Annotated in this window: 22 protein-coding genes and 1 tRNA gene; 8 read left to right on the forward strand and 15 right to left on the reverse strand. The window is 65.2% G+C overall.

All coding sequences use genetic code 11. From position 1 onward, the window contains the following. Nucleotide 1: 1 nt before the first annotated feature. A complete protein-coding gene (locus EJI00_RS10175; protein WP_126747349.1) occupies nucleotides 2-634 on the reverse strand; it encodes a YbhB/YbcL family Raf kinase inhibitor-like protein in 633 nt (210 codons plus the stop codon). Between the two features lie 209 nt (nucleotides 635-843). Between EJI00_RS10175 and EJI00_RS10180 the strand changes: the two genes are divergently transcribed. Continuing rightward, a complete protein-coding gene (locus EJI00_RS10180; protein ID WP_126747350.1) occupies nucleotides 844-1,092 on the forward strand; it encodes a GlsB/YeaQ/YmgE family stress response membrane protein in 249 nt (82 codons plus the stop codon). A 19-nt stretch (nucleotides 1,093-1,111) separates the two neighbouring features. Further along, a complete protein-coding gene (locus EJI00_RS10185) occupies nucleotides 1,112-1,444 on the forward strand; it encodes a hypothetical protein (protein ID WP_126747351.1) in 333 nt (110 codons plus the stop codon). Nucleotides 1,445-1,485: 41 nt separating this feature from the next. Here EJI00_RS10185 and EJI00_RS10190 read toward each other — a convergent pair whose 3' ends face one another. From EJI00_RS10190 to EJI00_RS10215, 6 genes are all read right to left on the reverse strand, one after another. Beyond that, nucleotides 1,486-2,160, reverse strand: a complete 675-nt coding sequence (locus EJI00_RS10190; protein WP_126747352.1) for a histidine phosphatase family protein — start codon at nucleotides 2,158-2,160, stop codon at nucleotides 1,486-1,488. A 60-nt stretch (nucleotides 2,161-2,220) separates the two neighbouring features. Next, nucleotides 2,221-4,131: a SurA N-terminal domain-containing protein gene (locus EJI00_RS10195; protein ID WP_126747353.1), complete on the reverse strand. Its 1,911-nt coding sequence runs from the start codon at nucleotides 4,129-4,131 to the stop codon at nucleotides 2,221-2,223. A 75-nt stretch (nucleotides 4,132-4,206) separates the two neighbouring features. Beyond that, nucleotides 4,207-4,282: transfer RNA gene (locus EJI00_RS10200), tRNA-Val, on the reverse strand. Between the two features lie 27 nt (nucleotides 4,283-4,309). Further along, nucleotides 4,310-4,582, reverse strand: a complete 273-nt coding sequence (locus tag EJI00_RS10205; RefSeq protein ID WP_007830705.1) for an HU family DNA-binding protein — start codon at nucleotides 4,580-4,582, stop codon at nucleotides 4,310-4,312. 212 nt (nucleotides 4,583-4,794) lie between these two features. Further along, complete coding sequence (locus EJI00_RS10210) at nucleotides 4,795-5,880, reverse strand: tartrate dehydrogenase (RefSeq protein WP_126747354.1); 1,086 nt, start codon at nucleotides 5,878-5,880, stop codon at nucleotides 4,795-4,797. Further along, nucleotides 5,877-6,791 carry an alpha/beta fold hydrolase gene (locus EJI00_RS10215; protein ID WP_126747355.1) on the reverse strand — a complete coding sequence of 305 codons (915 nt, stop codon included), beginning with the start codon at nucleotides 6,789-6,791 and terminating at the stop codon, nucleotides 5,877-5,879. The genes EJI00_RS10210 and EJI00_RS10215 overlap by 4 nt, the downstream gene beginning before the upstream one ends. 85 nt (nucleotides 6,792-6,876) lie before the next feature. Here EJI00_RS10215 and EJI00_RS10220 point away from each other — a divergent pair, with 85 nt between their 5' ends. Continuing rightward, the gene (locus tag EJI00_RS10220; protein ID WP_185868110.1) at nucleotides 6,877-7,824 is read left to right on the forward strand and encodes a LysR family transcriptional regulator; all 948 of its coding nucleotides are present in this window, start codon (nucleotides 6,877-6,879) and stop codon (nucleotides 7,822-7,824) included. 20 nt (nucleotides 7,825-7,844) lie between these two features. On the opposite strand, the gene EJI00_RS10225 is transcribed toward EJI00_RS10220, so the two are convergent. Genes EJI00_RS10225 through uvrC form a run of 3 tightly spaced genes read right to left on the reverse strand, consistent with a single transcriptional unit; the run spans nucleotide 7,845 to nucleotide 11,313 of the window. Then, nucleotides 7,845-8,732 (reverse strand): DMT family transporter, encoded by an 888-nt coding sequence (locus EJI00_RS10225; protein ID WP_126747357.1) that lies wholly within the window; start codon nucleotides 8,730-8,732, stop codon nucleotides 7,845-7,847. Continuing rightward, nucleotides 8,729-9,295, reverse strand: a complete 567-nt coding sequence (gene pgsA, locus EJI00_RS10230) for a CDP-diacylglycerol--glycerol-3-phosphate 3-phosphatidyltransferase (protein ID WP_126747358.1) — start codon at nucleotides 9,293-9,295, stop codon at nucleotides 8,729-8,731. Before pgsA ends, EJI00_RS10225 begins: the two co-directional genes overlap by 4 nt. 56 nt (nucleotides 9,296-9,351) lie before the next feature. Next, entirely contained in the window at nucleotides 9,352-11,313 is a 1,962-nt protein-coding gene (gene uvrC / locus EJI00_RS10235) for an excinuclease ABC subunit UvrC (protein WP_126747359.1), read from the reverse strand. Between the two features lie 106 nt (nucleotides 11,314-11,419). Between uvrC and earP the strand changes: the two genes are divergently transcribed. The 4 genes from earP (at nucleotide 11,420) to EJI00_RS10255 (ending at nucleotide 15,025) form a co-directional block, all read left to right on the forward strand. Further along, nucleotides 11,420-12,517, forward strand: coding sequence for an elongation factor P maturation arginine rhamnosyltransferase EarP (gene earP, locus EJI00_RS10240; protein ID WP_126747360.1), 1,098 nt, complete (start codon nucleotides 11,420-11,422; stop codon nucleotides 12,515-12,517). A gap of 164 nt (nucleotides 12,518-12,681) precedes the next feature. Next, nucleotides 12,682-13,236 carry an elongation factor P gene (efp, locus tag EJI00_RS10245; protein ID WP_012746921.1) on the forward strand — a complete coding sequence of 185 codons (555 nt, stop codon included), beginning with the start codon at nucleotides 12,682-12,684 and terminating at the stop codon, nucleotides 13,234-13,236. Nucleotides 13,237-13,320: 84 nt separating this feature from the next. Next, nucleotides 13,321-14,100 carry a crotonase/enoyl-CoA hydratase family protein gene (locus tag EJI00_RS10250; protein ID WP_126747361.1) on the forward strand — a complete coding sequence of 260 codons (780 nt, stop codon included), beginning with the start codon at nucleotides 13,321-13,323 and terminating at the stop codon, nucleotides 14,098-14,100. 61 nt (nucleotides 14,101-14,161) lie between these two features. Next, nucleotides 14,162-15,025, forward strand: coding sequence for a TIGR00730 family Rossman fold protein (locus EJI00_RS10255; protein WP_126747362.1), 864 nt, complete (start codon nucleotides 14,162-14,164; stop codon nucleotides 15,023-15,025). A gap of 31 nt (nucleotides 15,026-15,056) precedes the next feature. Here the strand turns inward: EJI00_RS10255 and EJI00_RS10260 are convergent, their stop codons facing one another. The 5 genes from EJI00_RS10260 to pncB are packed head-to-tail and all read right to left on the reverse strand — an operon-like array spanning nucleotide 15,057 to nucleotide 21,281. Then, nucleotides 15,057-16,220: an MFS transporter gene (locus tag EJI00_RS10260; RefSeq protein WP_126747363.1), complete on the reverse strand. Its 1,164-nt coding sequence runs from the start codon at nucleotides 16,218-16,220 to the stop codon at nucleotides 15,057-15,059. Continuing rightward, complete coding sequence (locus tag EJI00_RS10265) at nucleotides 16,217-17,572, reverse strand: DNA recombination protein RmuC (RefSeq protein WP_126747364.1); 1,356 nt, start codon at nucleotides 17,570-17,572, stop codon at nucleotides 16,217-16,219. The genes EJI00_RS10260 and EJI00_RS10265 overlap by 4 nt, the downstream gene beginning before the upstream one ends. A 49-nt stretch (nucleotides 17,573-17,621) precedes the next feature. After that, nucleotides 17,622-18,608 carry a 2-hydroxyacid dehydrogenase gene (locus EJI00_RS10270; RefSeq protein ID WP_126747365.1) on the reverse strand — a complete coding sequence of 329 codons (987 nt, stop codon included), beginning with the start codon at nucleotides 18,606-18,608 and terminating at the stop codon, nucleotides 17,622-17,624. A gap of 14 nt (nucleotides 18,609-18,622) precedes the next feature. Then, nucleotides 18,623-20,035 (reverse strand): sodium:proton antiporter, encoded by a 1,413-nt coding sequence (locus tag EJI00_RS10275; protein WP_126747366.1) that lies wholly within the window; start codon nucleotides 20,033-20,035, stop codon nucleotides 18,623-18,625. Between the two features lie 25 nt (nucleotides 20,036-20,060). Then, nucleotides 20,061-21,281 carry a nicotinate phosphoribosyltransferase gene (gene pncB / locus EJI00_RS10280; RefSeq protein WP_126747367.1) on the reverse strand — a complete coding sequence of 407 codons (1,221 nt, stop codon included), beginning with the start codon at nucleotides 21,279-21,281 and terminating at the stop codon, nucleotides 20,061-20,063. Between the two features lie 174 nt (nucleotides 21,282-21,455). Between pncB and EJI00_RS10285 the strand changes: the two genes are divergently transcribed. Further along, nucleotides 21,456-21,689: a CsbD family protein gene (locus EJI00_RS10285; RefSeq protein WP_126747368.1), complete on the forward strand. Its 234-nt coding sequence runs from the start codon at nucleotides 21,456-21,458 to the stop codon at nucleotides 21,687-21,689. Nucleotides 21,690-21,751 lie beyond the last annotated feature (62 nt).

Genomic DNA, 21,751 nt, shown 5'->3' on the forward strand with positions numbered 1-21,751 from the left:
CTTAGCCCGTTGCCAAGGGGCCCGCCGGCGCGGTCTTTTCGATCTTGATGGAGCCGTCCGGCCTTTCGCAGGTGCCGATCAGCAGGCCGCTCGCCAGCGCATGCTCGCGCAGCGCTTCGACTATTTCGTCGCGCCCCGGCGTGGACGAGAACGAAGGCGCGCTACCTAGCGCAAACAACTGAAAGGCGTAACGGTGCGCGCCGTGCCCCGGCGGCGGGTCGGGCGGTAGCCACGCGGCCTGCAGCCCCGAGTTGCGTCCCACCTGCAGGCCGGCCGCGCCTTCGTTGTCGCGGCTCGGAATGGCGGCCTCGTCGAGCTTGCCGTCGCTCGGCCGCAGCCCCACCACGATTGCGTGCACCAGCGGATTCGGGGTCGGCGAGTCGGCATCCTCCACCACCAGCACCAACGAAGTGGTTTCCGCGGGCAGTTGGGCCCACTGAAGCGGCGGCGACAAGCCTTCGCCATCGGCCGTATAGCGCAGGGGCAGCGGCCCACGGTCCACGAATGCGACGCTGGTCAGGGCGATGGACGCCATTCCCTGCCGCATTCCGAGCGTATTGAAAACGATCTTGTCCAGGCCGGCACGCACGCCGTGCAGCGCGTGGCCAATGACTTCAGGCAATTTTTCGAGCATGGCTTCGGTATAGCCCCGTGCGGCAGTTCACTCTGTAGGACGCCGCTGCATGCAAGAGATGGCGGTAGACCGCGCCAAATTTCTCGAACGCAAATTCGATGTATTTCCTGGCCCGTGGATCCGGTTTTGCTCCGCTATCATGATCGTTGCCTGAATCAACGGGCAATGCTTTCCCGCTTCTTCCAATTCACCGCCAAAGGAACTTCTTCATGAGCATCGTCTGGACTATTCTGATCGGGTTCATCGTGGGTCTGGTTGCGCGGGCCGTCAAGCCGGGCGACGATTCCGCCGGCTTCATCGTGACCACGCTGATCGGCGTTGCGGGTTCATTGATCGTGACCTATGTCGGCCAGGCCATGGGCTGGTACACCGCGGGCCAGGGCGCCGGTTTCATCGCGTCGGTGCTCGGCGCGATCGTGCTGCTCGTTCTTTACGGCCTGATCAAGCGCAAGAGCTGATTCCGGGGGCTGCGGACTGATGCCGCGCAAACCACGCGCCAAGCATCATGTCTACGTGGTCGAGCTCGACGACCGCGTATGGAACCATGGCCGCTTCAGGCGGGCCAACCCCGACTATCAACTCGGCAAGCCTTTCGTCTATGTCGGAATGACCGGGCTCGACCCCGACATTCGCTTCGACAAGCACAAGGCCGGCATCCAGGCGAACACCTTCGTGCAGGAGTTCGGCCTGCGGCTGCTGCCAGCCCTCTATGAGCGCTACAACCCGATGAGCTACGAGGACGCGCGGTCGATGGAGGTCGAACTCGGCATCCGGCTGCGCGCGAACGGCTACGGCGTCTGGCAGGCCTGAGGCCGGCGCCCTCTTTCAACGCCCTTTCTGGCGCTGCAGACTCAGGCGTAAGTGATCCAGCCCTCGTAGGCCGGGGCATCCAGGTGCGGCAGGGTGTTGTACGTCACAAGCATGTGGCGCTTGGGCGTAAAGGCGAACTCCGTCACCGCCGTATTGCGAATGCGCAAGTTGAGCTCGATCGTCGTTTCCGGGTTCGTGCCAAGCACATGCCCGACCGCCGTGCTGATCGGTCCACCGCTCGACACCACCAGCACCTTGGCACCATGGTGGCGGTCGCGCACATGGTCGAGCGCCGTGGTCACGCCCGCCAGAAAGTCCACATAGCTCGGCATGCCGGCAGGCTGGGTCTTGCCTTGCATCCAAGCGCCCAACCCGCTGCGCAAGAGGCGGAAATGGTGGCGGTACATCTCGGGCGAATCGGGCTTTTCGAGCTTGCCTTCGTGAATGGTGGCAATGACAGCCTCGCTGTCGTACTCGTTGAGCCCGGGCCATGGCAGCACGTCGTCGCGCGCGAGGCCGAGCCCCTGTGCAATGCCCTCCCAGGTCTGCCGATGCCGCTTCAAGGTGCCCGTGATCACCGCATCGAAGTGCATGCCGCGCTCGCGCCAGTATTCACCCAGCCGCACGGACTGCCTGTGTCCGAGCTCGCTCAGGTTGTCGTAGTCGGCAGCGCCGAAACTGGCCTGCCCGTGGCGCACAAGGTAGAGGGTTCCCATGCACGCGATTCTGGCGACAAGCGCAGTGCGCGCTTGTCCCTCGTGCGACGGAACGCCGGGTCAGCGTGCCACCGGCAGCGTGTCAGCCGGCTTCGGCACAAGGATCTCGACCTTGAAGCGTTCCTTCAGCATGTTGTAGTACGCAACATCTTCCGCAGCGGCTACGGATTGGCCGACCTGCGCGTTCTCTTGCTGCGCCTGTTCAGGGGCAGAAGGCGTCCGCGGAACGACCTTGGTCACGCGAACCACCGCATAGCCCTGGGTGCCCAGGTCGACACCCACGAGCGCCGGCAGCTTGGACGCATCGGCACGCAGCGCCGCATCGATGATCGCCAGGGGCTGGCTCTGCGATTCACGGCGCGAAACAGTGACCGGTGCACCAAAGTTTGCGCCGTCGGCCTTGGTGGTCCAGGCAGCAAGCTTGGCTTCGCCTTCGATCTTTGCCAATACCGCGGCGCGTTCGGTGACGAGTTGCGCGCGGATCTTGTCCTTCACTTCGGCCAACGGAATGGGACGCGCCGGCGAGTACTGCGTCACGCGGCCAGATGCGAGCTGGTTGGAACCGACTTCGATGGCTTCGGTGTTCTGCTTGCGGTCGAGCGAATCGGGCGCAAACAACGCGCTCAGGAAGTTGCGGCTCGCCAGCGCGCCTGTGGCGCCCGGTGCGGGCGTGCGCGCCACATTGGTGGCGGTCTGGATCGTGAGCTTCAGCTTTTCCGCCGCGGGCTTGAGACTGTCGGGCTGCTGGTACACCGCGTCGGTGAAGGCTTCCGCGGCCTTTGCGAACTCCTGCGTTGCCTGTTGCGCGCGAACGTCGCTCTCGATGGTGGCGCGCACCTGCTCGAACGGAGGCACCACGGCCGGCTTGATGTCGGTCAGCCGGATGATGTGATAGCCGAACTCGGTTTCGATCACGTCGCTGATGTCGCCCTTCTTGAGCGCGAACATCGCGTCGTCGAAAGGCTTGACCATTGCGCCGCGGGTCACGAAGTCGAGGTCGCCGCCCTTCTCGGCGGAACCGGGATCTTGCGAATTCTTGCGCGCCACATCGGCAAAGGTGGCAGGTGCCTTCTTCACTTCGGCCAGCAGCTGCTCCGCCTTTGCCTTGGCTTTTTCGCGGTCGGCCGCCGACGCACTCGCCGGTGCGGTAATCAGGATGTGGCTCGCGCGGCGCTCTTCCTTCGTGCCGAAGCGCGCCTTGTTCTGTTCGTAGTAGGTCTTGAGGTCGGCCTCGTTCACCGAGACGTTCTTCTTGGCTGCCTCGAGGTCGAGCACCAGGTACTCGATGCTGGCCTGCTCGGGCGCCTGGAACTGGGCCGTGTGGTCCTTGTAGTAGGTCTCGATGTCGGCGTCGCTGATCGTCACCTTCGATGCGAAGCTATCGGGAGTGAAGCGCGCGACCTGAATCTCTCGGCTGTCATAGAAAGCGTTGATGGTGGCGGCAGCCAGCGCGGGCGGCGTGAACGCCGTGCCCGAAATGCCCAGCAGCACCTGCTGCGTTGCGAGGTCGGCACGCATCGAGGCCTCGTACTGCTCCGGCGTGCGGCCGGTCACGCGCTGGAAGGTCTCGCGATCGAACTTGCCATCCGGCGTGCGGAATGCGGCAAGGCCCGAGTCCTGCGCGAAGATGCGGGTCAGCCGCTCTTCGGACACCGTCATGTTCGACTTGGCAGCAGCGGCTGCCAGCACGCGGTCGCGCACCAGCCGCTCCAGCGTGGCATAGCGCATTGCATCGGAATCGAGCAGCGTCGGGTCGACGTTCGGCGACTGCTGCCGGATGCGGTCGACTTCATTGCGGTGCTGCGCGTCCCATTCGGAACGGGTGATGTTGTTGCCATCGACGCGCGCAACCTTTTCCTCGTTGCCGGAGCCCTGGTAGCGGTCCACACCGAAGAGGACGAACGAGGGAATGATCAGCAAGAACAAGAAAATCATGACGATCTTGTTGTACTTGCGGAAGAAATCAAACATGCTTGAACACTCTCTTGCGACGGATGTCGAACGGCAATAAAAAAGGCGAACCTGTGTTCGCCTTTGCATCGGTGGTGGTGGGTGCTGAGGGGCTCGAACCCCCGACCTACGCCTTGTAAGGGCGCCGCTCTACCAACTGAGCTAAGCACCCCACCGGGAAACTCTCCGAGTCTACGTCTTAGTTGAGCGCGTCTTTCAGCGCCTTGCCCGGACGGAACTTCGGAATCTTGGCGGCCTTGATTTTAATCGCGTCGCCGGTCCGGGGATTGCGGCCGGTGCGAGCAGCCCGCTTGCCCACTGCGAAAGTGCCAAAACCGACCAGCGACACGGAGCCGCCTTTTTTGAGCGTGGTACGAATGGCGCCGATGGTGGATTCGAGCGCGCGCGTGGCGGCTGCCTTGGAAATATCGGCGTTTTTTGCGATGTGCTCAATCAGTTCGGTCTTGTTCACAAGGGCCCCTTGTCGAGAAATAAAGTTGGTCGGCTTTCGTCAGTGCGACCTGGCCGCGAAATGACGCGGCGCAAGAAGTGTGGCAGGACTGACGCCTCGGCAGCGCGCTGCCAGCGAGGATTACAACCACTGGTCTGCAGGGTGTCAATACGACACGAGGCCATGCAGAACAGCGGAGCGCGCGATTTTAGGGGCGTTTCGTGAACTCTATTTCAAAGCGCTTCGGCAATTGCCTTGCCCAGGTCGCTGGTGCTCGCATTGCCGCCGATGTCGGGCGTGCGCGGTGCTCCGCTTTGGGGCGCGAGCACCTTTTCGATGGTGGCAAGAATCGCGTCATGCGCCTTCTTGTGCCCCAGGAACTCGAGCATCATCGCGCCGCACCAGATCTGCCCGATGGGGTTGGCAATGCCCTTGCCCGCGATGTCGGGCGCCGAACCGTGCACCGGTTCGAACAGCGAAGGCGTGGTGCGGTCGGGGTTGAGATTGGCGCTCGGCGCAATGCCGATGGTGCCGGTGCATGCCGGGCCCAGGTCGGACAGGATGTCGCCGAACAGGTTGCTGGCCACCACCACGTCGAAGAAGTCGGGCCGCTGCACGAAGTGCGCGGTGAGGATGTCGATGTGGAACTTGTCGAGCTTCACGCCCGGGTAGTTCTTCGCCATTTCGGCCACGCGCTCGTCCCAGTAGGGCATGGTGATCGAGATGCCGTTCGACTTGGTAGCGCTTGTCAGATGCTTCTTCGGACGCGATTGCGCAAGCTCGAAGGCGAACTTGAGCACACGGTCCACGCCCACGCGCGACATCACCGTTTCCTGCACCACGATTTCGCGCGGCGTGCCTTCGTACATGCGCCCACCGATGCTGGAGTATTCGCCCTCGGTGTTCTCGCGCACGATGTACATGTCGATTTCGCCAGGCTCGCGCGGCGTGCCGTCGCGGCGCACCACGGGAGCCGTGATGCCGGGCATCAGCCGTGCGGGGCGCAGGTTGATGTACTGGTCGAACTCGCGGCGGAACAGCAGCAGCGAACCCCACAGCGACACGTGGTCGGCAATCTTCTCGGGCCAGCCCACCGCGCCGAAGTAGATCGCATCGTGGCCGCCGATCTGGTCTTTCCAGTTGTCGGGCAGCATCTTGCCGTGCTTCTCGCAGTAGTCCCAGCTAGAGAAATCGAAGTGGTCGAACTTCAGGTCGATGCCGAACTTCCGCGCCGCGGCATCGACCACGCGCAGGCCTTCGGGCATGGTTTCCTTGCCGATGCCGTCGCCGGCGATGACTGCGATTCTGTGGGTGGTCATGGTCTGGTTCCTTCTTGCTGGAGAGGGGGTGTAAAGAACTGGAGTGCCTCGGCGAGCACCTCGCCGGGAGCTTCTTCCGGAACATAGTGGCCGCACGGCAAGGCGCGCCCTGAAACCTGCCGGGCGCATTCGCGCCAGAGCGCCAGTACATCGAAGCACCGGCCTACCGCGCCATGTTCGCCCCAAAGCACGCGCAGGGGCTGCACAAGCCGGCGGCCGGCGTCGATGTCGGAGCGGTCATGCACCAGGTCGACGGTGGCGGAGGCCCGGTAGTCGCCACAGATGGATTCGGCCGTGCCCGCGATTGCGGCGCAGCGCTCATACTCGGCCAGCACCTCGGGCGCGAAGGGCGCGAGCCCCGCGTGGCGCCCGCCCATCACGCTGCGCACGTAGCGCACAGGGTCCGAAGCAATCAACGCCTCGGGCAAAGGCGGCGGCTGGATCAGGAAGAACCAGTGCCAGTAAGCGCGGGCAAACGCTTCGGTGGTGTTCTCGTACATCGAGAGCGTGGGCGCGATGTCCAGCAGCATCATGCGGTCGACCGCGGCGGCATGGTCCGCCGCCAGCCGATGCGCCACGCGCGCGCCGCGGTCATGCGCGAGCACGCCGAAGCGTTCGAAGCCATGGTGGCGCATGGCGGCAAGCGCATCGAGCGCCATCTCGCGCTTGCTGTAGGCCACGTGATCGGCATCGTCCGCGGGGCGGCCCGAGTCGCCGTAGCCGCGCAGGTCCACCGCCACCACCGTGAACCGCTCGGCAAGCGCCGGCGCCACGCGATGCCAGATGAGGTGCGTTTGCGGATGACCATGCAGCAGCAGCAACGGAGCGCCGCGGCCGCCGATGCGGCCATGCACGCGCACGCCGTCGCGTTCGATGTCGAATTCAGGAAAGTCGAAAAAGGAAGCAGTCACGCAGCCATTGTGCGTTGCGCTCCGCCCGCCATCAAGCAACAATCAGCCAATTCATACTTTCCAATTTTGCATGAATCCATTGTCGATGGACCGGGGCGATCTGGAGCTGGTGCTGGCCATTCGCGACCAGGGCAGCCTGGCGGGCGCGTCCGCCTCGCTGGGCGTGGTGCCTTCGGTGGTGACCAAGCGGCTCGGCGCGCTCGAGGCGCGGCTGGGCCAGCGGCTGTTCGAACGCACCACGCGCCGGCTCAGCGTCACGGCCGAGGGCGAGGCTGTCTGCCTGCATGCCAGGGCGCTGCTCGAGGGTTTTGCGGCACTCGAAAGCGAACTCGGCGAACGACAGAACGCGCTGGTCGGCACGATACGGCTCGCCGCCACCTTCGGCTTCGGCCGGCGCTGGCTCGGCCCTGCGCTGGCAGCGTTTCAGTCACGGCACCCTGGGCTGCAGATCGAACTGCTGCTGACCGAGCGGCTCCCGGACCTCGGGGCCGAAGGGTACGACGGTGCGCTGTGGCTCTGGGCCGTGCAGCAGCGCCGTGCGGCCGACTGGGTCACGCGCCGCATCGCGCGCAACCAGCGCGTGCTTGCCGCTTCTCCTTCATATATAGAGCGGCGCGGCCTGCCGGCCACGGTCGATGCCCTGGGCACGCACGACTGCCTCGTGGCGCGCGAAAACGGCGAGGTCAACCAGCACCAGTTCGCGCTGTGGACGCTGCGCCACGCGCGCGACGGCAGCACGGCGCGCGTGCGCGTCCAGGGGCCGCTGACAAGCAATTCCGGAGAGATGGTGCGCGACTGGTGCCTGGCCGGCCACGGAATCATGCTGCGCAGCCTGTGGGATATTGCGCCGCAACTGGCGTCCGGCGAATTGGTGCGCGTGCTGCCCCACTACGCCATGCCCGATGCGGACATCCACTGGATCGCCCCCTGGCGCCCCAAGACGCCGCGCCGCGTGCGCCTGCTGCTCGATCACCTGGCCGAACAGTTTCGCGGCGAGCCCTGGAAACCGGGCAAGGCCGGTTCGCCGCGCTGATAAAGGAAAAAACCGTCGGGTCAGCGCTCGCTGCGCACCACCAGGCTCACGCCCGCCGCGGTCAGCCCGATGCCCAGCAAGGTCACCAGGGTAATCGGCTCGCGGAACAGCAGCCAGGCCATTACCGCCGTGCATGGCGGCACAAGGTACAGCAAGCTTGTGACGGCGGTGGCCGTGCCGCGCTGGATCAGCATGTAGAGCAGCGAGCTGCCGCCGAGCGACAGCACCAGCACCGACCACGCCATGGCGCCGGTCGAGTAAGCGTTCCATTCGATGCCTTGCGTTTCCATTGCCGCGAAGGGCAAGGTCACGAGCAACGCCGCCGCCATCTGCACGGCGCTCGCACTGCGAACGTCGCACGGCGCGACGAAGCGCTTTTGGTACAGCGTGCCCGCCGTGATTGAAAGGAGCGCCATGACTGCAAGCCCCATCGTCAACGCGCTCACCTCGGAACCCTGCCCGAACTTGCGCGACACCACGAGCACCAGACCCGCAAACCCCAGGACCAGCCCCGCCCATTGGCGCTGCGAAATGCGCCCGCCGGTGAAGGAAAGCCAGATGGCGGTCAGCACCGGCTGAACGCCGACCATCAGCGCCACCAGTCCCGCGCCCATGCCCGCATGCACAGCAGCCCAAACGCCGCCCAGGTAACCCGCCTGCATCAGCACGCCCGTAGCCGCAAGGTGCCCCCACTGCGCGCGCTCCTTCGGCCAGGCAACCCGCGCCAGTGCGACCCAGATGCAAAAGCACACGAGAGAAAGCGCATAGCGCACGGCCAGGAACTTGAGCGGCGGCGCGTAGGGCATGCCATAGCGCGCGACGATGAAACCCGTGCTCCAGATCAGCACGAAGACCGCCGGCATGGCCCGCAGCCACCCCGAGCTGCGTGCCGTGGCCGCCATCGTCATTTGCTGTGGGCCCGGATCTCGGGAATGGCCTTTTGCAGGTAATAGACCATCGACCACACGGTGAGCACCGCCGAGATCCAGATCAGCCACTGGCCCCAGAGGCCCGTGTCGATGACCTTGAACAGACGCCCGTCATAGAGCAGGAAGGGAATCGCGACCATTTGCACAGTGGTCTTCACCTTGCCGATCATGTGGACCGCCACGCTCTTGCCGGCGCCGATTCGCGCCATCCATTCGCGCAGCGCCGAGATGGCGATCTCGCGGCCGATGATGATCAGCGCCACGAAAACATCGGCGCGCTGCAGGTGCACCAGCACCAGCAGCGCGGCGCACACCAGGAACTTGTCGGCCACTGGATCCAGGAAGGCGCCGAAGGACGAGGTCTGGTTGAGCTTGCGCGCCAGGTAGCCGTCGAGCCAGTCGGTGGCGGCAAAGACGATGAACATCACCGTGGCAATCAGGTTGCGCATCGGCTCGGCGATCGGCAGGTAGAACACGCCAACGATCAATGGAATCGCGACGATGCGCGTCCAGGTCATGATGGTCGGGAGGGTCCAGAACATGCGGGCGATTGTGTCATGCGCGCGTGACCGGCCGAAGGCCAAAGGGCAAATCGGCGTCAGTGCAGTGCGCGATAGATTTCCTCGGCAAGGTCGGTGGCAATGCCTTCGACCGATGCGATGTCCTCGACGCTGGCGGCCGCCACCCCGCGGATTCCACCGAAACGCTGCAGCAGGCGTGCCCGGCGCTTCGGCCCGATGCCCGGAATGTCTTCGAGTTGGCTGCCGCCCACGCGCACCTTCGCGCGCTTGGCTCGCATGCCCGTGATGGCAAAGCGGTGCGCCTCGTCGCGGATCTGGGCGATCAGCATCAGGGCGGCGGAGTCCTTGCCCAGGTAGACCTTCTCGCGGCCATCGGCGAACACCAGTTCCTCGAGCCCGACCTTGCGGCCCTCGCCCTTCTCCACGCCCACGATGAGCGAGAGCGCCAGGCCCAGTTCGCTGAACACTTCGCGCGCCATCGAGACCTGGCCCTTGCCGCCATCGACCAGCACCAGGTCAGGCATGCGCGCGGCCTTGGTCCGTGCGGGCGCGTCGCTGCCCGCGCCCGCGGCATCGCCCATGGGCGGCGCATCGGTCTCGGCCGCCATGGCCTCGGCGAGCTTGCCGTAGCGGCGATGCAGCACCTGGCGCATGGCCGCGTAGTCGTCACCGGGCGTGATGCCCTCGATGTTGTAGCGGCGGTACTCGCGGTTCTGCATCGTGTGGTGCTCGAACACCACGCAGGATGCCTGCGTGGCCTCGCCCGCGGTATGCGAGATGTCGAAGCACTCGATGCGAAAGTTGTCGAGGTCGTCGGGCGCAAGCTCCAGCGCATCGGCCAGCGCGCGGGTGCGCGCCTGCTGCGATCCTTCTTCGGCCAGGAGGCGCGCCAGCTGCAGGCCCGCGTTCGTCTCGGCCATTTCGAGCCAGTGCCGGCGCTGCTCGCGCGGCTGGAACACCGCCGTCACGCGCGAGCCGGCCTGCTGCGAGATCGCCTCGATCAGCTCGCGGCCCACCAGATGGCTCAGCACCAGCGTGGCGGGTACCGGCACATCGATGTAGTGCTGGGCAATGAACGCCTCGAGCACCTGCACTTCGATCGAATCGGCCGGCGTGGGCACCACGCCCTCTTCCGCATCGAGTTCGCCATGATGGATTTGCGCCGCGTCTTCCACGTGCACGGGAAAGTAGGCGCGGTCGCCCAGGTGGCGGCCGCCGCGCACCATTGCCAAATTAACGCAAGCCTTGCCGCCCTGCACCTTCACGGCGAGGATGTCCACGTCCTTGTCGGAAGCAATTTCGATCGACTGCTGGTGCAGCACACGCGAGATCGCCGACATCTGGTTGCGCAGCTCCGCCGCCTGCTCGAATTCGAGCTTCTCGGCGTGCTCGGTCATGCGCGCCTCGAGCTTCGACAGCACCAGTTGCGTGTCGCCCATCAGAAAGGCTTCGGCGCTGGCCACGTCCTGCGCATAGGCCTCGGGCGTGATGTAGCCCACGCACGGCCCGGTGCACCGCTTGATCTGGTACAGCAGGCAGGGCCGCGTTCGGTTGGCGTACACCGTGTCTTCGCAGGTGCGCAGCTTGAACACTTTCTGCAGCAGCTGGATCGATTCCTTCACCGCCCAGGCGCTCGGGTACGGCCCGAAGTAGCGGTGCTTCTTGTCGACCGCGCCGCGGTAGTAGGCCAGCCGCGGAAACTCGTGCGAGGCGATCTTCAGGTACGGGTAGCTCTTGTCGTCGCGAAACAGGATGTTGTAGCGCGGCTTGAGCGTCTTGATGAGGTTGTTCTCGAGCAGCAGCGCCTCGGCCTCGGAGCGCACCACGGTGGTCTCCATGCGCGCGATTTTCGAGATCATGTGGCCGATGCGCGTGCCGCCATGGCTCTTCTGGAAATAGTTCGCAACCCGCTTCTTGAGGTTGCGCGCCTTGCCCACATAGAGCACCGCGCCGGCCGCATCGAAATAGCGGTACACGCCCGGCAGCTGCGGCAACGCCGCGACTTCGCTGAGCAATTGATCGGAATGCACGTCTGACATGGCGGCTATTGTGGCGCGCTGAAGAAGGTGGGAAGGCGGCCGGCTCGGCCAGCATACCAAGCAGACCCCGCTGCCTCGGTCTACCGAAGACAGGCACACTGGCGCCATGCAATGGGACATCTTCTGCAAGGTCATCGACAACCACGGCGACCTGGGTGTGTGCTGGCGGCTGGCCAGCCAGCTGGCGGCACTCGGCGAGCGCGTGCGGCTGTGGATCGACGATGCCACGGCGCTGCACTGGATGGCGCCCGCCGGCTGCGAGGGCGTGAGCGTGGTCGATTGGCTCGACCCCGCCGCCATCCGGCAGGCCGCCGCAGCCCCGCCGCCCGACGTGCTGATCGAGGCCTTCGGCTGCGAACCCGCACCCGAGCTGATCGCCCGCTTCGCCGAGTCGCCGGCCGCAGGCGGGCCGGGCCGGGCGTGGATCAATCTCGAATACCTCTCGGCCGAGCCCTATGTCGAGCGTCTGCACGGCCTGCCTTCGCCGGTGTTCAAGGGACCCGGCGCAGGGCTGACCAAACGCTTTTTCTATCCCGGCTTCACGCCCGCCACGGGAGGGTTGCTGCGGGAGCCCGGCCTTCTGGAAAGGCGGGCGCATTTCGACCGTGGGCAATGGCTGGCGGCGCAGGAAATCCCCTGGCGCGAAGGCGAGCGGCTCGTTTCGCTCTTCTGCTACGAACCTCCGGCGCTGGCGACCCTGCTCGAGCAACTGGCGGCAGATTCGCAGCCGACGCGCCTCCTGGTGACTTCAGGCCGCGCCGCCCATGCGGTCAGGGCGTTCTTTTCAGGCCGGGACCAACCGGACCACGGACTTTCAGGGTGGGGAGCGCTATCAATTTCATACCTGCCCTACCTCACGCAGGCGGATTTCGACCATCTTCTGTGGGCGTGCGACCTGAACTTCGTGCGCGGCGAAGATTCGCTGGTGCGCGCCCTCTGGGCTGGCACGCCCCTGGTTTGGCAAATCTATCTGCAGGACGATGACGCGCACCACGTCAAGCTCGGCGCCTGGCTCGACTGGCTGGGCGCGCCACCTTCACTGCGGCAGTTTCACCGCGCCTGGAACGGCTTCGGCGACAGCCCTCTGCCCCCTCTCGAAATACCCGGGGCATGGCATGAAAGCGTGCTGGCGGCCCGCGAAAAGCTGTGCGCGCAAGAGGACTTGGTCACGCAACTGCGGCATCTGGTCGCCGGAAAAAGCTAAAATAGCGGGCTTTGCGGATTTCGGCCCGGATTACACAGATCCGAGATGCTGTCCGCCAAACCTGCCGCGGGACATGTACCGCGGGGCCAAGACGTTGCACCGCAACATTGCAAACGTCGCCCATGGCCCCGTGCACCGAGCGGCCAACATCCAGAGAACCTGATATGAAAATCGCTCAAGAAATCCGCGCCGGCAACGTCATCATGCACGGCAAGGACCCGATGGTCGTCCTCAAGACCGAATACAGCCGCGGCGGCCGCAACTCCGCCACCGTTCGCATGAAGCTCAAGAGCCTGATCGCCAACTTCAACACCGAAGTGGTCTTCAAGGCCGACGACAAGATCGACCAGATCGTGCTCGACAAGAAGGAGTGCACCTACTCCTACTTCGCCGACCCGATGTATGTCTGCATGGACACCGAGTACAACCAGTACGAAGTCGAAGCCGAGAACATGGGCGACGCCCTCAACTACCTCGAAGACGGCATGCCGGTCGAAGTGGTGTTCTACGACGGCAAGGCCATCTCCGTCGAACTGCCGACCAGCGTCGAGCGCGAAATCACCTGGACCGAGCCGGCCGTCAAGGGCGACACCTCGGGCAAGGTGCTCAAGCCCGCCAAGATCGCAACCGGCTTCGAAGTGCCGGTTCCGCTCTTCGTCTCGCAAGGCGACAAGATCGAAATCGACACCCGCACCGGCGAATACCGCAAGCGCGTCTAAGCGTTTCCTGGCTGGCTGAACAGTCACCTGACAAAAGGCTCCGAAAGGAGCCTTTTTTCGTTGATGGGCGTACCCTTTGCCCTCATGAACACGTCCGCCAGCGTTCGCACCGAAATCGATGGGCCGGTCAGCACCATCGTCATGAGCCGCCCGAAGCAGCGCAACGCCGTCGACCGGCCCATGGCCGACGCGCTGCGCGCCGCCTTCGAGCGCTTCGAAGCCGATGAAAGCCAGCGCGTGGCCGTGCTGTGGGGCGAGCACGGCACCTTCTGTGCTGGCGCCGACCTGGGCGCGGTCGGAGACCCGGCCCGGCGCAATGAGCTCGACCCCGAGGGTGGCGGCTCCGGCCCGATGGGGCCAACTCGCATGGCGCTGAACAAGCCACTGATTGCCGCCATCAGCGGCCATGCGGTGGCCGGCGGGCTCGAGCTGGCCCTGCTGGCCGACCTTCGGGTGGCCGAAGAAGATGCGGTGCTGGGCGTGTTCTGCCGCCGCTGGGGCGTGCCGCTGATCGACGGCGGCACCGTGCGGCTGCCGCGCATCGTCGGCATGGGCCGCGCGCTTGATCTCATCCTGACGGGCCGGGGCGTGAGCGCCCAGGAAGCAGCCGCCATGGGATTGGTAAACCGAGTGGTGCCCAGCGGCAAGGCCCGCGAGACAGCAGAAGCGCTTGCCCGCGAGATTGCGGCGTTTCCGCAGCAATGCATGCTGGCGGACCGCCATTCCGCCTACGCCCAGTGGGACTTGCCGCTCGCCGAGGCGCTGCAGCAGGAGGGGCGCCTGGGCGTGCCGATCGTCGCGGCCGAAGGCGCTGCCGGCGCCGAACGCTTTGTTCGAGGCGCGGGGCGGCACGGCACTTTCTAAACCGGCGGGCATGCCGGTTGCAAGGCTGCACAATGCAGAAGTCTTCCTGTCTGATTCCTTCATGAACAACACGCACGACCTTCACGACAAACGCCTTGCCGATGCCTGGGCCACGCTCAAGACGCATTCGGAAAAAGGCCTCCCGCTCGACCCCGATCCCTCGCGCATCGCCTTCGCGGACCCCGAGTTCTTGCTGCGGCGCGAAACCCGCGGCATCCGCATGCAGCTCGAGCTGATGAAGCCCGACCTCGAGCAGCGCGCCCACGGCATCGAAAACACCGTGGTGGTGTTCGGCAGCGCCCGCTTTCGCAGCGAGGAAGAAGCCGCCGCCCTGGTTGCTCAGGCCGAAGCCAGCGGCGATGCCGTGGCGGCCGAGCGCTGGCGCCGGCTGGCCCGCAGCTCGCACTATTACGAGAAGGCGCGTGCCTTCGGCAAGCTTGTGGCGCAATACAGCGAAGGCAAGCAGCCCGAAGACAAGCTCTTCGTCTGCACCGGCGGCGGCCCCGGCATCATGCAGGCGGCCAACCGGGGCGCCCATGAAGGCGGCGGTCTTTCGGTCGGCCTTGCCATTGCGCTGCCGATGGAAGAAGAACCCAACCCGTACGTCACGCCGGCGCTGAGCTTCAAGTTCCACTACTTCGCCATCCGCAAGATGCACTTCATGATGCGTGCGAAGGCGCTGGTGGCCTTCCCGGGCGGCTTCGGCACGCTCGACGAGCTGTTCGAAGTGATCACGCTGGTGCAGACCAAAAAGTCGAAACCGGTGCCGATCGTGCTGTTCGGTTCGGCCTACTGGAAGAAGCTGATCGACTTCGATTTCCTGGTCGACGAAGGCGTGATTTCGCCGACGGATGTGAACCTGTTCGAATACGTCGACGCCCCCGAAGACGCGTGGGACGCGATCAAGCGCTTCTACAAGCTGTAGGCGCGCCAGAGGGCGCCAGGCCTTCGGGCTTTCAGGCCTTCAAGCCCCAGGTGGCCCGGGCGCCCAGCGCAACCACGGCGCCCACCACCCAGAAAACGCCGGCAATGCCGATCAGCGCGCCGATCGATCCGAACAGCATCGGCATGGCCACGCTCGACGCATTGATCGTCATGAGCCGCAGGCCCAGCGCCTCGCCGTGCCGCGCGTGCGGCGTGATCTGGTGCAGCATGCTCATCACCATGGGCTGCACGGCCCCGAGCGCGAAGCCCAGCACCACGGAGCACAGGCCCATCGTCAGGGCCGAATCGAGCAGCGGATAGACGGCGAACACCGCCGCCGTCACGATGGTGGAAATCAGGATCACGCTGCGCTCCGATGCGCGCGAGGCAATGAGCGGCAGCACGACACGGATGGCGGCCGCCGCAATGGCAAAGGCGCCAAGAATGGAGCCGATGACCGAAGCGCTGATGCCACGGTCGTGCCCCAGCACGGGCAGCACGAAGGCATGCACGTCCCAGCTCGACGACTGCAGCCAGTTCACGAACAGCAGGCGCCGGAACATCGGTTCGCGCAGCAGGTCCCAGGCCCGAGTCGGTGCAGCCCCTGCGGAGGGCGCGACGGGCGGCGGCTCGTGCGCGCCGCGTGCAAACAGCCAGCAGACGATGGACAGCACAGCCATGGCCGCAAAGCAGACCCGGAATGCCAGCATGTCCGCGGGCGCCCGGCCGGCGTGGTCGATGAGCATGCCAGCGACGAACGGGCCGACGAAGTTGGCGACCGCGGGCGCAATCGCCAGCCAGCTGAACACGCGCTTGAGCTGCGTGGCATTGGTAGCGGAGCGACCCACATGCCGCTGCAGCGCAATGACGGTCGCGCCGGTGGCCCCGCCGGTCAGCAGCGCCGCCAGGCACATGACCGGGAAGACCGGAAAAATCACCACGAGCCCCGCACCGCCCGAAGCCGCCAGGACCGAAAGCCACAGCGGCCGCTTGAAGCCGTGCCGGTCGGCAAACCTCCCCGCCGGCAGCGCAAGGAACACCTGCGTGAGCGCAAACAGCGCAATCAGCACCCCGACCGCCGCTGCGCTGTACCCCTGCTGCAGCGCCAGCAGCGGCGTTGCGAGCCGCATGCCGGCCATGGTGGCGTGCAGGCACACCTGGGCCCCGATCACGCGCAGCAGTTCGGAGCCTTTCACGGGGTGTCGTCGCCCTCGCTGTCGGCCGTGGGAGGCAGCAGCACCTGCGACTGCGCCTCGGGCAGCGCCTCGACCTTACGCAGTGCAAGGCGCATCTGCTTGGCGCGCGTGTCGGCCTTGTCGAGCGTGTCGGAGGCCTTGGCCACCTGCTCCTTGATGCGCGACACCCATTCGCCATAGCGTTCGAATTCGGTCTTGACCGCGCCCAGCACCTTCCAGACCTCGGAGGCCTGCTGCTCCAGGGCCAGTGTGCGAAAGCCCATGTGCAGGCTGTTGAGCATGGCCAGCAAGGTGGTCGGCCCGGCCAGCGTCACGCGGTGCTGGCGCTGGATGGCATCCATCAGGCCCGGGCGGCGCAGCACCTCGGCGTAGAGGCTTTCGACCGGCAGGAAGAGAATCGCGAAATCGGTGGTGTGCGGCGCGGCAAGGTAGTTCTCCGCAATTGACCTGGCTTCGCTGCGGATGCGCGCCTCAAGCGCCTTCGCGGCAAGCTCCGCCCCCGCCGCATCGGCGCGCTCGTGCGCATCGATCAGGCGCTCGTAGTCGTCGCGCGGAAACTTGGCGTCGATCGGCAGCCATACCGGCGCGCCGTCGTCGCCACGACCTGGAAAGCGGATCGCAAAGTCGACCCGCTGGCCGCTGCGCGGCTTGGTCTCGATCTGCTTGGCGTACTGGTCCGGGGTAAGCACCTGCTCGAGCAGCGCCTCGAGCTGCACTTCGCCGAACACGCCGCGCGTCTTCACGTTGGTCAGCACGCGCTGCAGGCTGCCGACGCCCACCGCCAGCGTCTGCATTTCACCCAGGCCCTTGTGCACCTGCTCGAGCCGGTCGGCCACCTGCTTGAAGCTCTCGCCCAGCCGCGCTTCGAGCGTGCTCTGCAGCTTCTCGTCGACGGTCTTGCGCATCTCGTCGAGCTTGGCGGTGTTGCTCTGCTGCAGCTGCGCCAACTGCGCTTCCATGGTCTCGCGCACTTCGGCGAGGCGGCGCGCGTTGGAATCGCTCAGCCCCTGCAGCTGCGTGTTGAGCGTGTCGGCCAGGCTCTTCTGCAGCGATGCGAGCTGCAGCGAGAAAGCATCGAGCTGCGCGTTCTGCGTGCGCGTGGCCTCGGCGCCCTGCTGCACCAGTGCCTGCTGGAAGGTGGCGAAGGCCTGAGCGGTTTCTTGTCGCGCGCCGCGCGAGCTCTCGCCGATTTCATGGCGCAGCTCGCGCTCTGTGCGCTCGTTGGCCGCGCCCATCGCGGCCAGCACGGTGAGCATTTCGCTGTGGTCGGGCTTGGGCTGGCGGCGCGCAAGGAGCCAGATCACCAGCACAAGCTGCACCACGGCAAAGGCGGCCAGCAGAAGAAGAATCAAGTCGGTCGATTGCAAAATGGATCGCTGTTTTCACTTGGGTTTGTGGGTGTTACTTGCCGGCCGCCGGAACGGGCGTGACGGGCGCGAGCGGCCCCTTGCCGCCGAACCATGCAATGAGGTTGTCGGCCGCGAGCTCGGCCATGGCGCGGCGCGTAGGCACGGTGGCGCTTGCGATGTGAGGCGTGAGCACCACGTTGGGCACGGTCAGCAGATCGGGGTGGACCTTGGGCTCGCCTTCGAACACGTCCAGGCCCGCCGCCGCAATGCGCTTTTCGCGCAGCGCCGCGGCCAGCGCCGCATCGTCGACGATGCCGCCGCGCGCAATGTTCACCAGCGTGGCGGTCGGCTTCATCAGCGCGATTTCGGCCGCGCCGATGGTGTGGTGCGAAGCCGGCGAATATGGCACCACCAGCACCACGTGGTCGGCGGTCTTCAGGAGCTCTTCCTTGCTGACATAGCTGGCCTTGCATTCGGCCTCGAGCGAGGCATCGAGTCGCGAGCGGTTGTGATAGATCACCTTCATGCCGAAGCCGTGTGCGCCGCGCTTGGCAATGCCCTGCCCGATGCGGCCCATGCCGATGATGCCGAGCGTCGAGCCGTGGATGTCGGAGCCGGCGAACATGTCGAAGCTCCACTTCTGCCACTTGCCCGCGCGCAGGAAGTGTTCGCTTTCGGTGATGCGGCGGGCCGTGGCCATCAGGAGCGCAAAGCCGAAGTCGGCCGTGGTCTCGGTGAGCACGTCGGGTGCGTTGGTGCCCAGCACGCCGTGCGCGGCCATCGCGTCGACATCGAAGTTGTTGTAGCCCACGGCCATGTTGGCGCAGATCTTCAGGTCGGGGCAGGCGTCGAGCACAGCGGCATCGATGCGCTCGCTGCCGGTGGTGAAGGCGCCCTGCTTGCCCTGGAGCCTGGCAATCAGCTGCTCCTTGCTCCAGCTCTCGTCGGACTGGTTCGACTCGACTTCGAAATGCTGCGAGAGGCGCTCGATGGTTTCCGGAAAGATCGCGCGTGCGACCAGGATCTTGGGCTTGCTCATGATGATGTCTGCGCCTAGCGGAAAAAGATGAAGGTGGAGAGAACGAACAGCGGTATCAGGATGGCCACCGACCATGCCATGTAGCCGAAGAAACTCGGCATGCGAACGCCCCGGCTCTCGGCAATGGCCTTGACCATGAGGTTGGGCGCATTTCCGATGTAGGTGTTGGCGCCCATGAACACGGCGCCGGCCGAAATGGCCGCCAGCGTGGTGGCGTAGGTGGTCATGAGCGCGGCGGCATCGCCGCCCGCGGTATTGAAGAACACCAGGTAGGTCGGTGCGTTGTCCAGGAACGAGCTCAGGATGCCGGTGGCCCAGAAGTACATCGCCGGATCGGGCAGGCCGTCGGGCCGGGTCACCGCCGCCACCACCGAGCTGAAGGGGCCATGAACGCCAGCCTTGAGCATGGCAATCACGGGGATGATGGTCAGGAAGATACCCGCGAACAGCTTGGCCACCTCCGCCATCGGGCCCCATTCGAACTGGTTGTCGGCATGCACCTTGGCCGAGGTGATCTTGAGCGAAAGCAGCGTGATGGCGATCAGGCCGATGTCGCGCACCAGCCCCGGCAAGCCGACACGCGTGCCGAACACTTCAAAGCCCGTGGGCGTCTTCCAGATGCCCGAGAGCAGCACGAAGAAGATGATGCCGCCCAGCAGCCAGAAGTTGGCCGCGCCATCGAAGCCGACGCGCTGGGTATCGGGCGTCGGGTCGAACGGCAGCACGCCCTCCTTGCGATAGTGATGGCGGTCGATCACGTAGAACAGTGCCAGCAACGTGCCGATGAGAAACAGCGTTTCGGGAAAGATGTTTTTTGCCGTCCAGAAAAAGTCGACGCCCTTCAGGAAGCCGAGGAACAGCGGCGGGTCGCCCAGCGGCGTGAGCGAGCCGCCTACGTTCGACACAATGAAGATGAAAAACACCACCACATGCGCCTTGCTCACGCGGTTGTCGTTGGCGCGGATCAGCGGCCTGATCAGCAGCATCGATGCGCCCGTGGTCCCCATGAAGCTCGCAAGCACAGCGCCAATCGCAAGAATGGCCGTGTTGAGCCCGGGTGCGCCATGCAGGTTGCCGCGAATATGGATGCCGCCCGCCACCGTGAACAGCGCAGTGAGCAGGATGATGAAGGGGATGTATTCCTCCACCAGCGCATGCACCAGCTGGGCGCCAGCCAGCGGCGCTCCGTAGATTGCGGCAAAGGGAAGAAGAAACGCAAGCGCCCAGGCGGCCGATATCTTGCCGTAGTGGTGATGCCAGAAGGCCGGGGCCAGCAGCGGCATCAGCGCGATCGACAACAGGATGCCCGCGAACGGAACGCCCCAGAGCGCAGAAAGCTTGCTGCTGTCGAATTCGGCAGCCATGGTAAGCGCGGGAAACATCATCGGCAGCACAGCGGCTGCCACGAGGCGAACTGTTTTTTTCATGGGGCCGTACCGTACCAGACGGGCGTCAGGCCGGCGGCTGTTCGATCTCGAACACCTGGCGCAGGTACGCCAGGTATTTTTCGTCCTCGCACATGTTCTTGGACGGCGTGTCCGACAGCTTGGCCACCGGCTGGCCGTTGCAATTGATCATCTTGATGACGATCTGCAGCGGCTCGTAGCTCAGGTCGTTGGTGAGATTGGTTCCAATGCCGAAAGCCAGCTGGCAGCGGCCGCGGAACTGCTGATAGAGCTCGATGGTGCGCGGCACGGTCAGGCCGTCGCTGAAGATCAGCGTCTTGGTGAGCGGATCGACACGGTTCGCGGCGTAGTGCGCCAGCATGCGTTCACCCCACTGGAAGGGGTCGCCGCTGTCGTGGCGGGCGCCGTCGAACAGCTTGCAGAAATACAGGTCGAAGTCGCGCAGGAAGGCGCTCATGCCGTACACGTCGGACAGCGCAATGCCCAGGTCGCCGCGGTATTCACGGGCCCAGCTCTCGAAGCCGAAGATCTGGCTGTCGCGCAGCCGCGGGCCGAGCGCCTGGCAGGCCTGCAGGTATTCATGGGCCATGGTGCCGAGCGGAATCAGCCCCAGCTTCATGGCGTACAGCACATTGCTGGTACCCGCGAGCTGCGGCAGCCGCGCACCGGGCTTGGGGTGCAGCGTCGGCGGCGTCACCGCGCCCAGCCGCGCGTTGAGCGTGCGCAGCACTTCTTCATGCCAGTCCTTGGAAAAGCGGCGGCGCGTGCCGTAGTCGGCAATCTTGAGATCGGCCAGCCCGGCGTCCTGCAGTTGCCCGATCTTGGTCTCCAGGCGCCGCCGGCCTTCTTCGAAGTCGGGCTTCTTCTGCGTGTTGCGGAAGTAGACCTCGTTCACGATGGCCAGCACCGGAATCTCGAACAGGATGGTGTGCAGCCACGGCCCCTGGATGCGGATCTCGAGCTCCCCCGAGGGTTGCGGAATGATGTTGATGTATTTCTCGTTGAGCCTGAAGAGCCCGAGAAAGTCGACGAAGTCGCTCTTGATGAAACGCATCGACCGCAGGTAGGCCAGCTCGGCGTCCCGGAACTGCAGCGAGCAGAGGCTTCGCACTTCTTCCCGGATTTGCCCGGCGAACTGCGCCAGGTCGACGCCGGGGTTGCGGCACTTGAACCGGTACTCGACCCGGGCGCCGGGAAAGTGATGCAGGACGACCTGCATCATGGTGAACTTGTAGAGGTCGGTGTCGAGCAGGCTGTGAATGATCATGGTGCGGCGCGCGTTGTCCCAAGCTTTTCGGCGTGCGTTCGATTATCACGGGCAGCGTCGGCTTGTGCCTACGGGGCCTGCACTGCACGTCCTACCGTCAGGGTGAATCGGCTCCGCCACATTTTGTTCACGGCGGCCAACAGCCCGCCGAATCAACCGTACAAGGAGATTCGCATGAACAAGGACACCATCGAAGGCAACTGGAAGCAGCTCAAGGGCAAGGTCAAGGAGCAATGGGGCAAGCTGACCGACGACGACTTCGACGTCATTGCCGGCAAGCGCGACCAGCTCCTCGGCCGCGTCCAGGAACGCCACGGCATCAGCCGCGACGAAGCCGAAAAACAAGTCAAGGAATGGGAATCGCGCGACGGCCGCACGCCTGACACCCTCTGGTATGAAAAGTACTGACGCCGGCCGGGGCAGCCAACAGCTGCCCTGCTCCTCGGCCTCTTTTTAAGTTTTTCCTCTCA

The sequence above is a fragment of the Variovorax sp. DXTD-1 genome, from assembly GCF_003984625.1.
Classification (GTDB): Bacteria; Pseudomonadota; Gammaproteobacteria; order Burkholderiales; family Burkholderiaceae_C; genus Variovorax.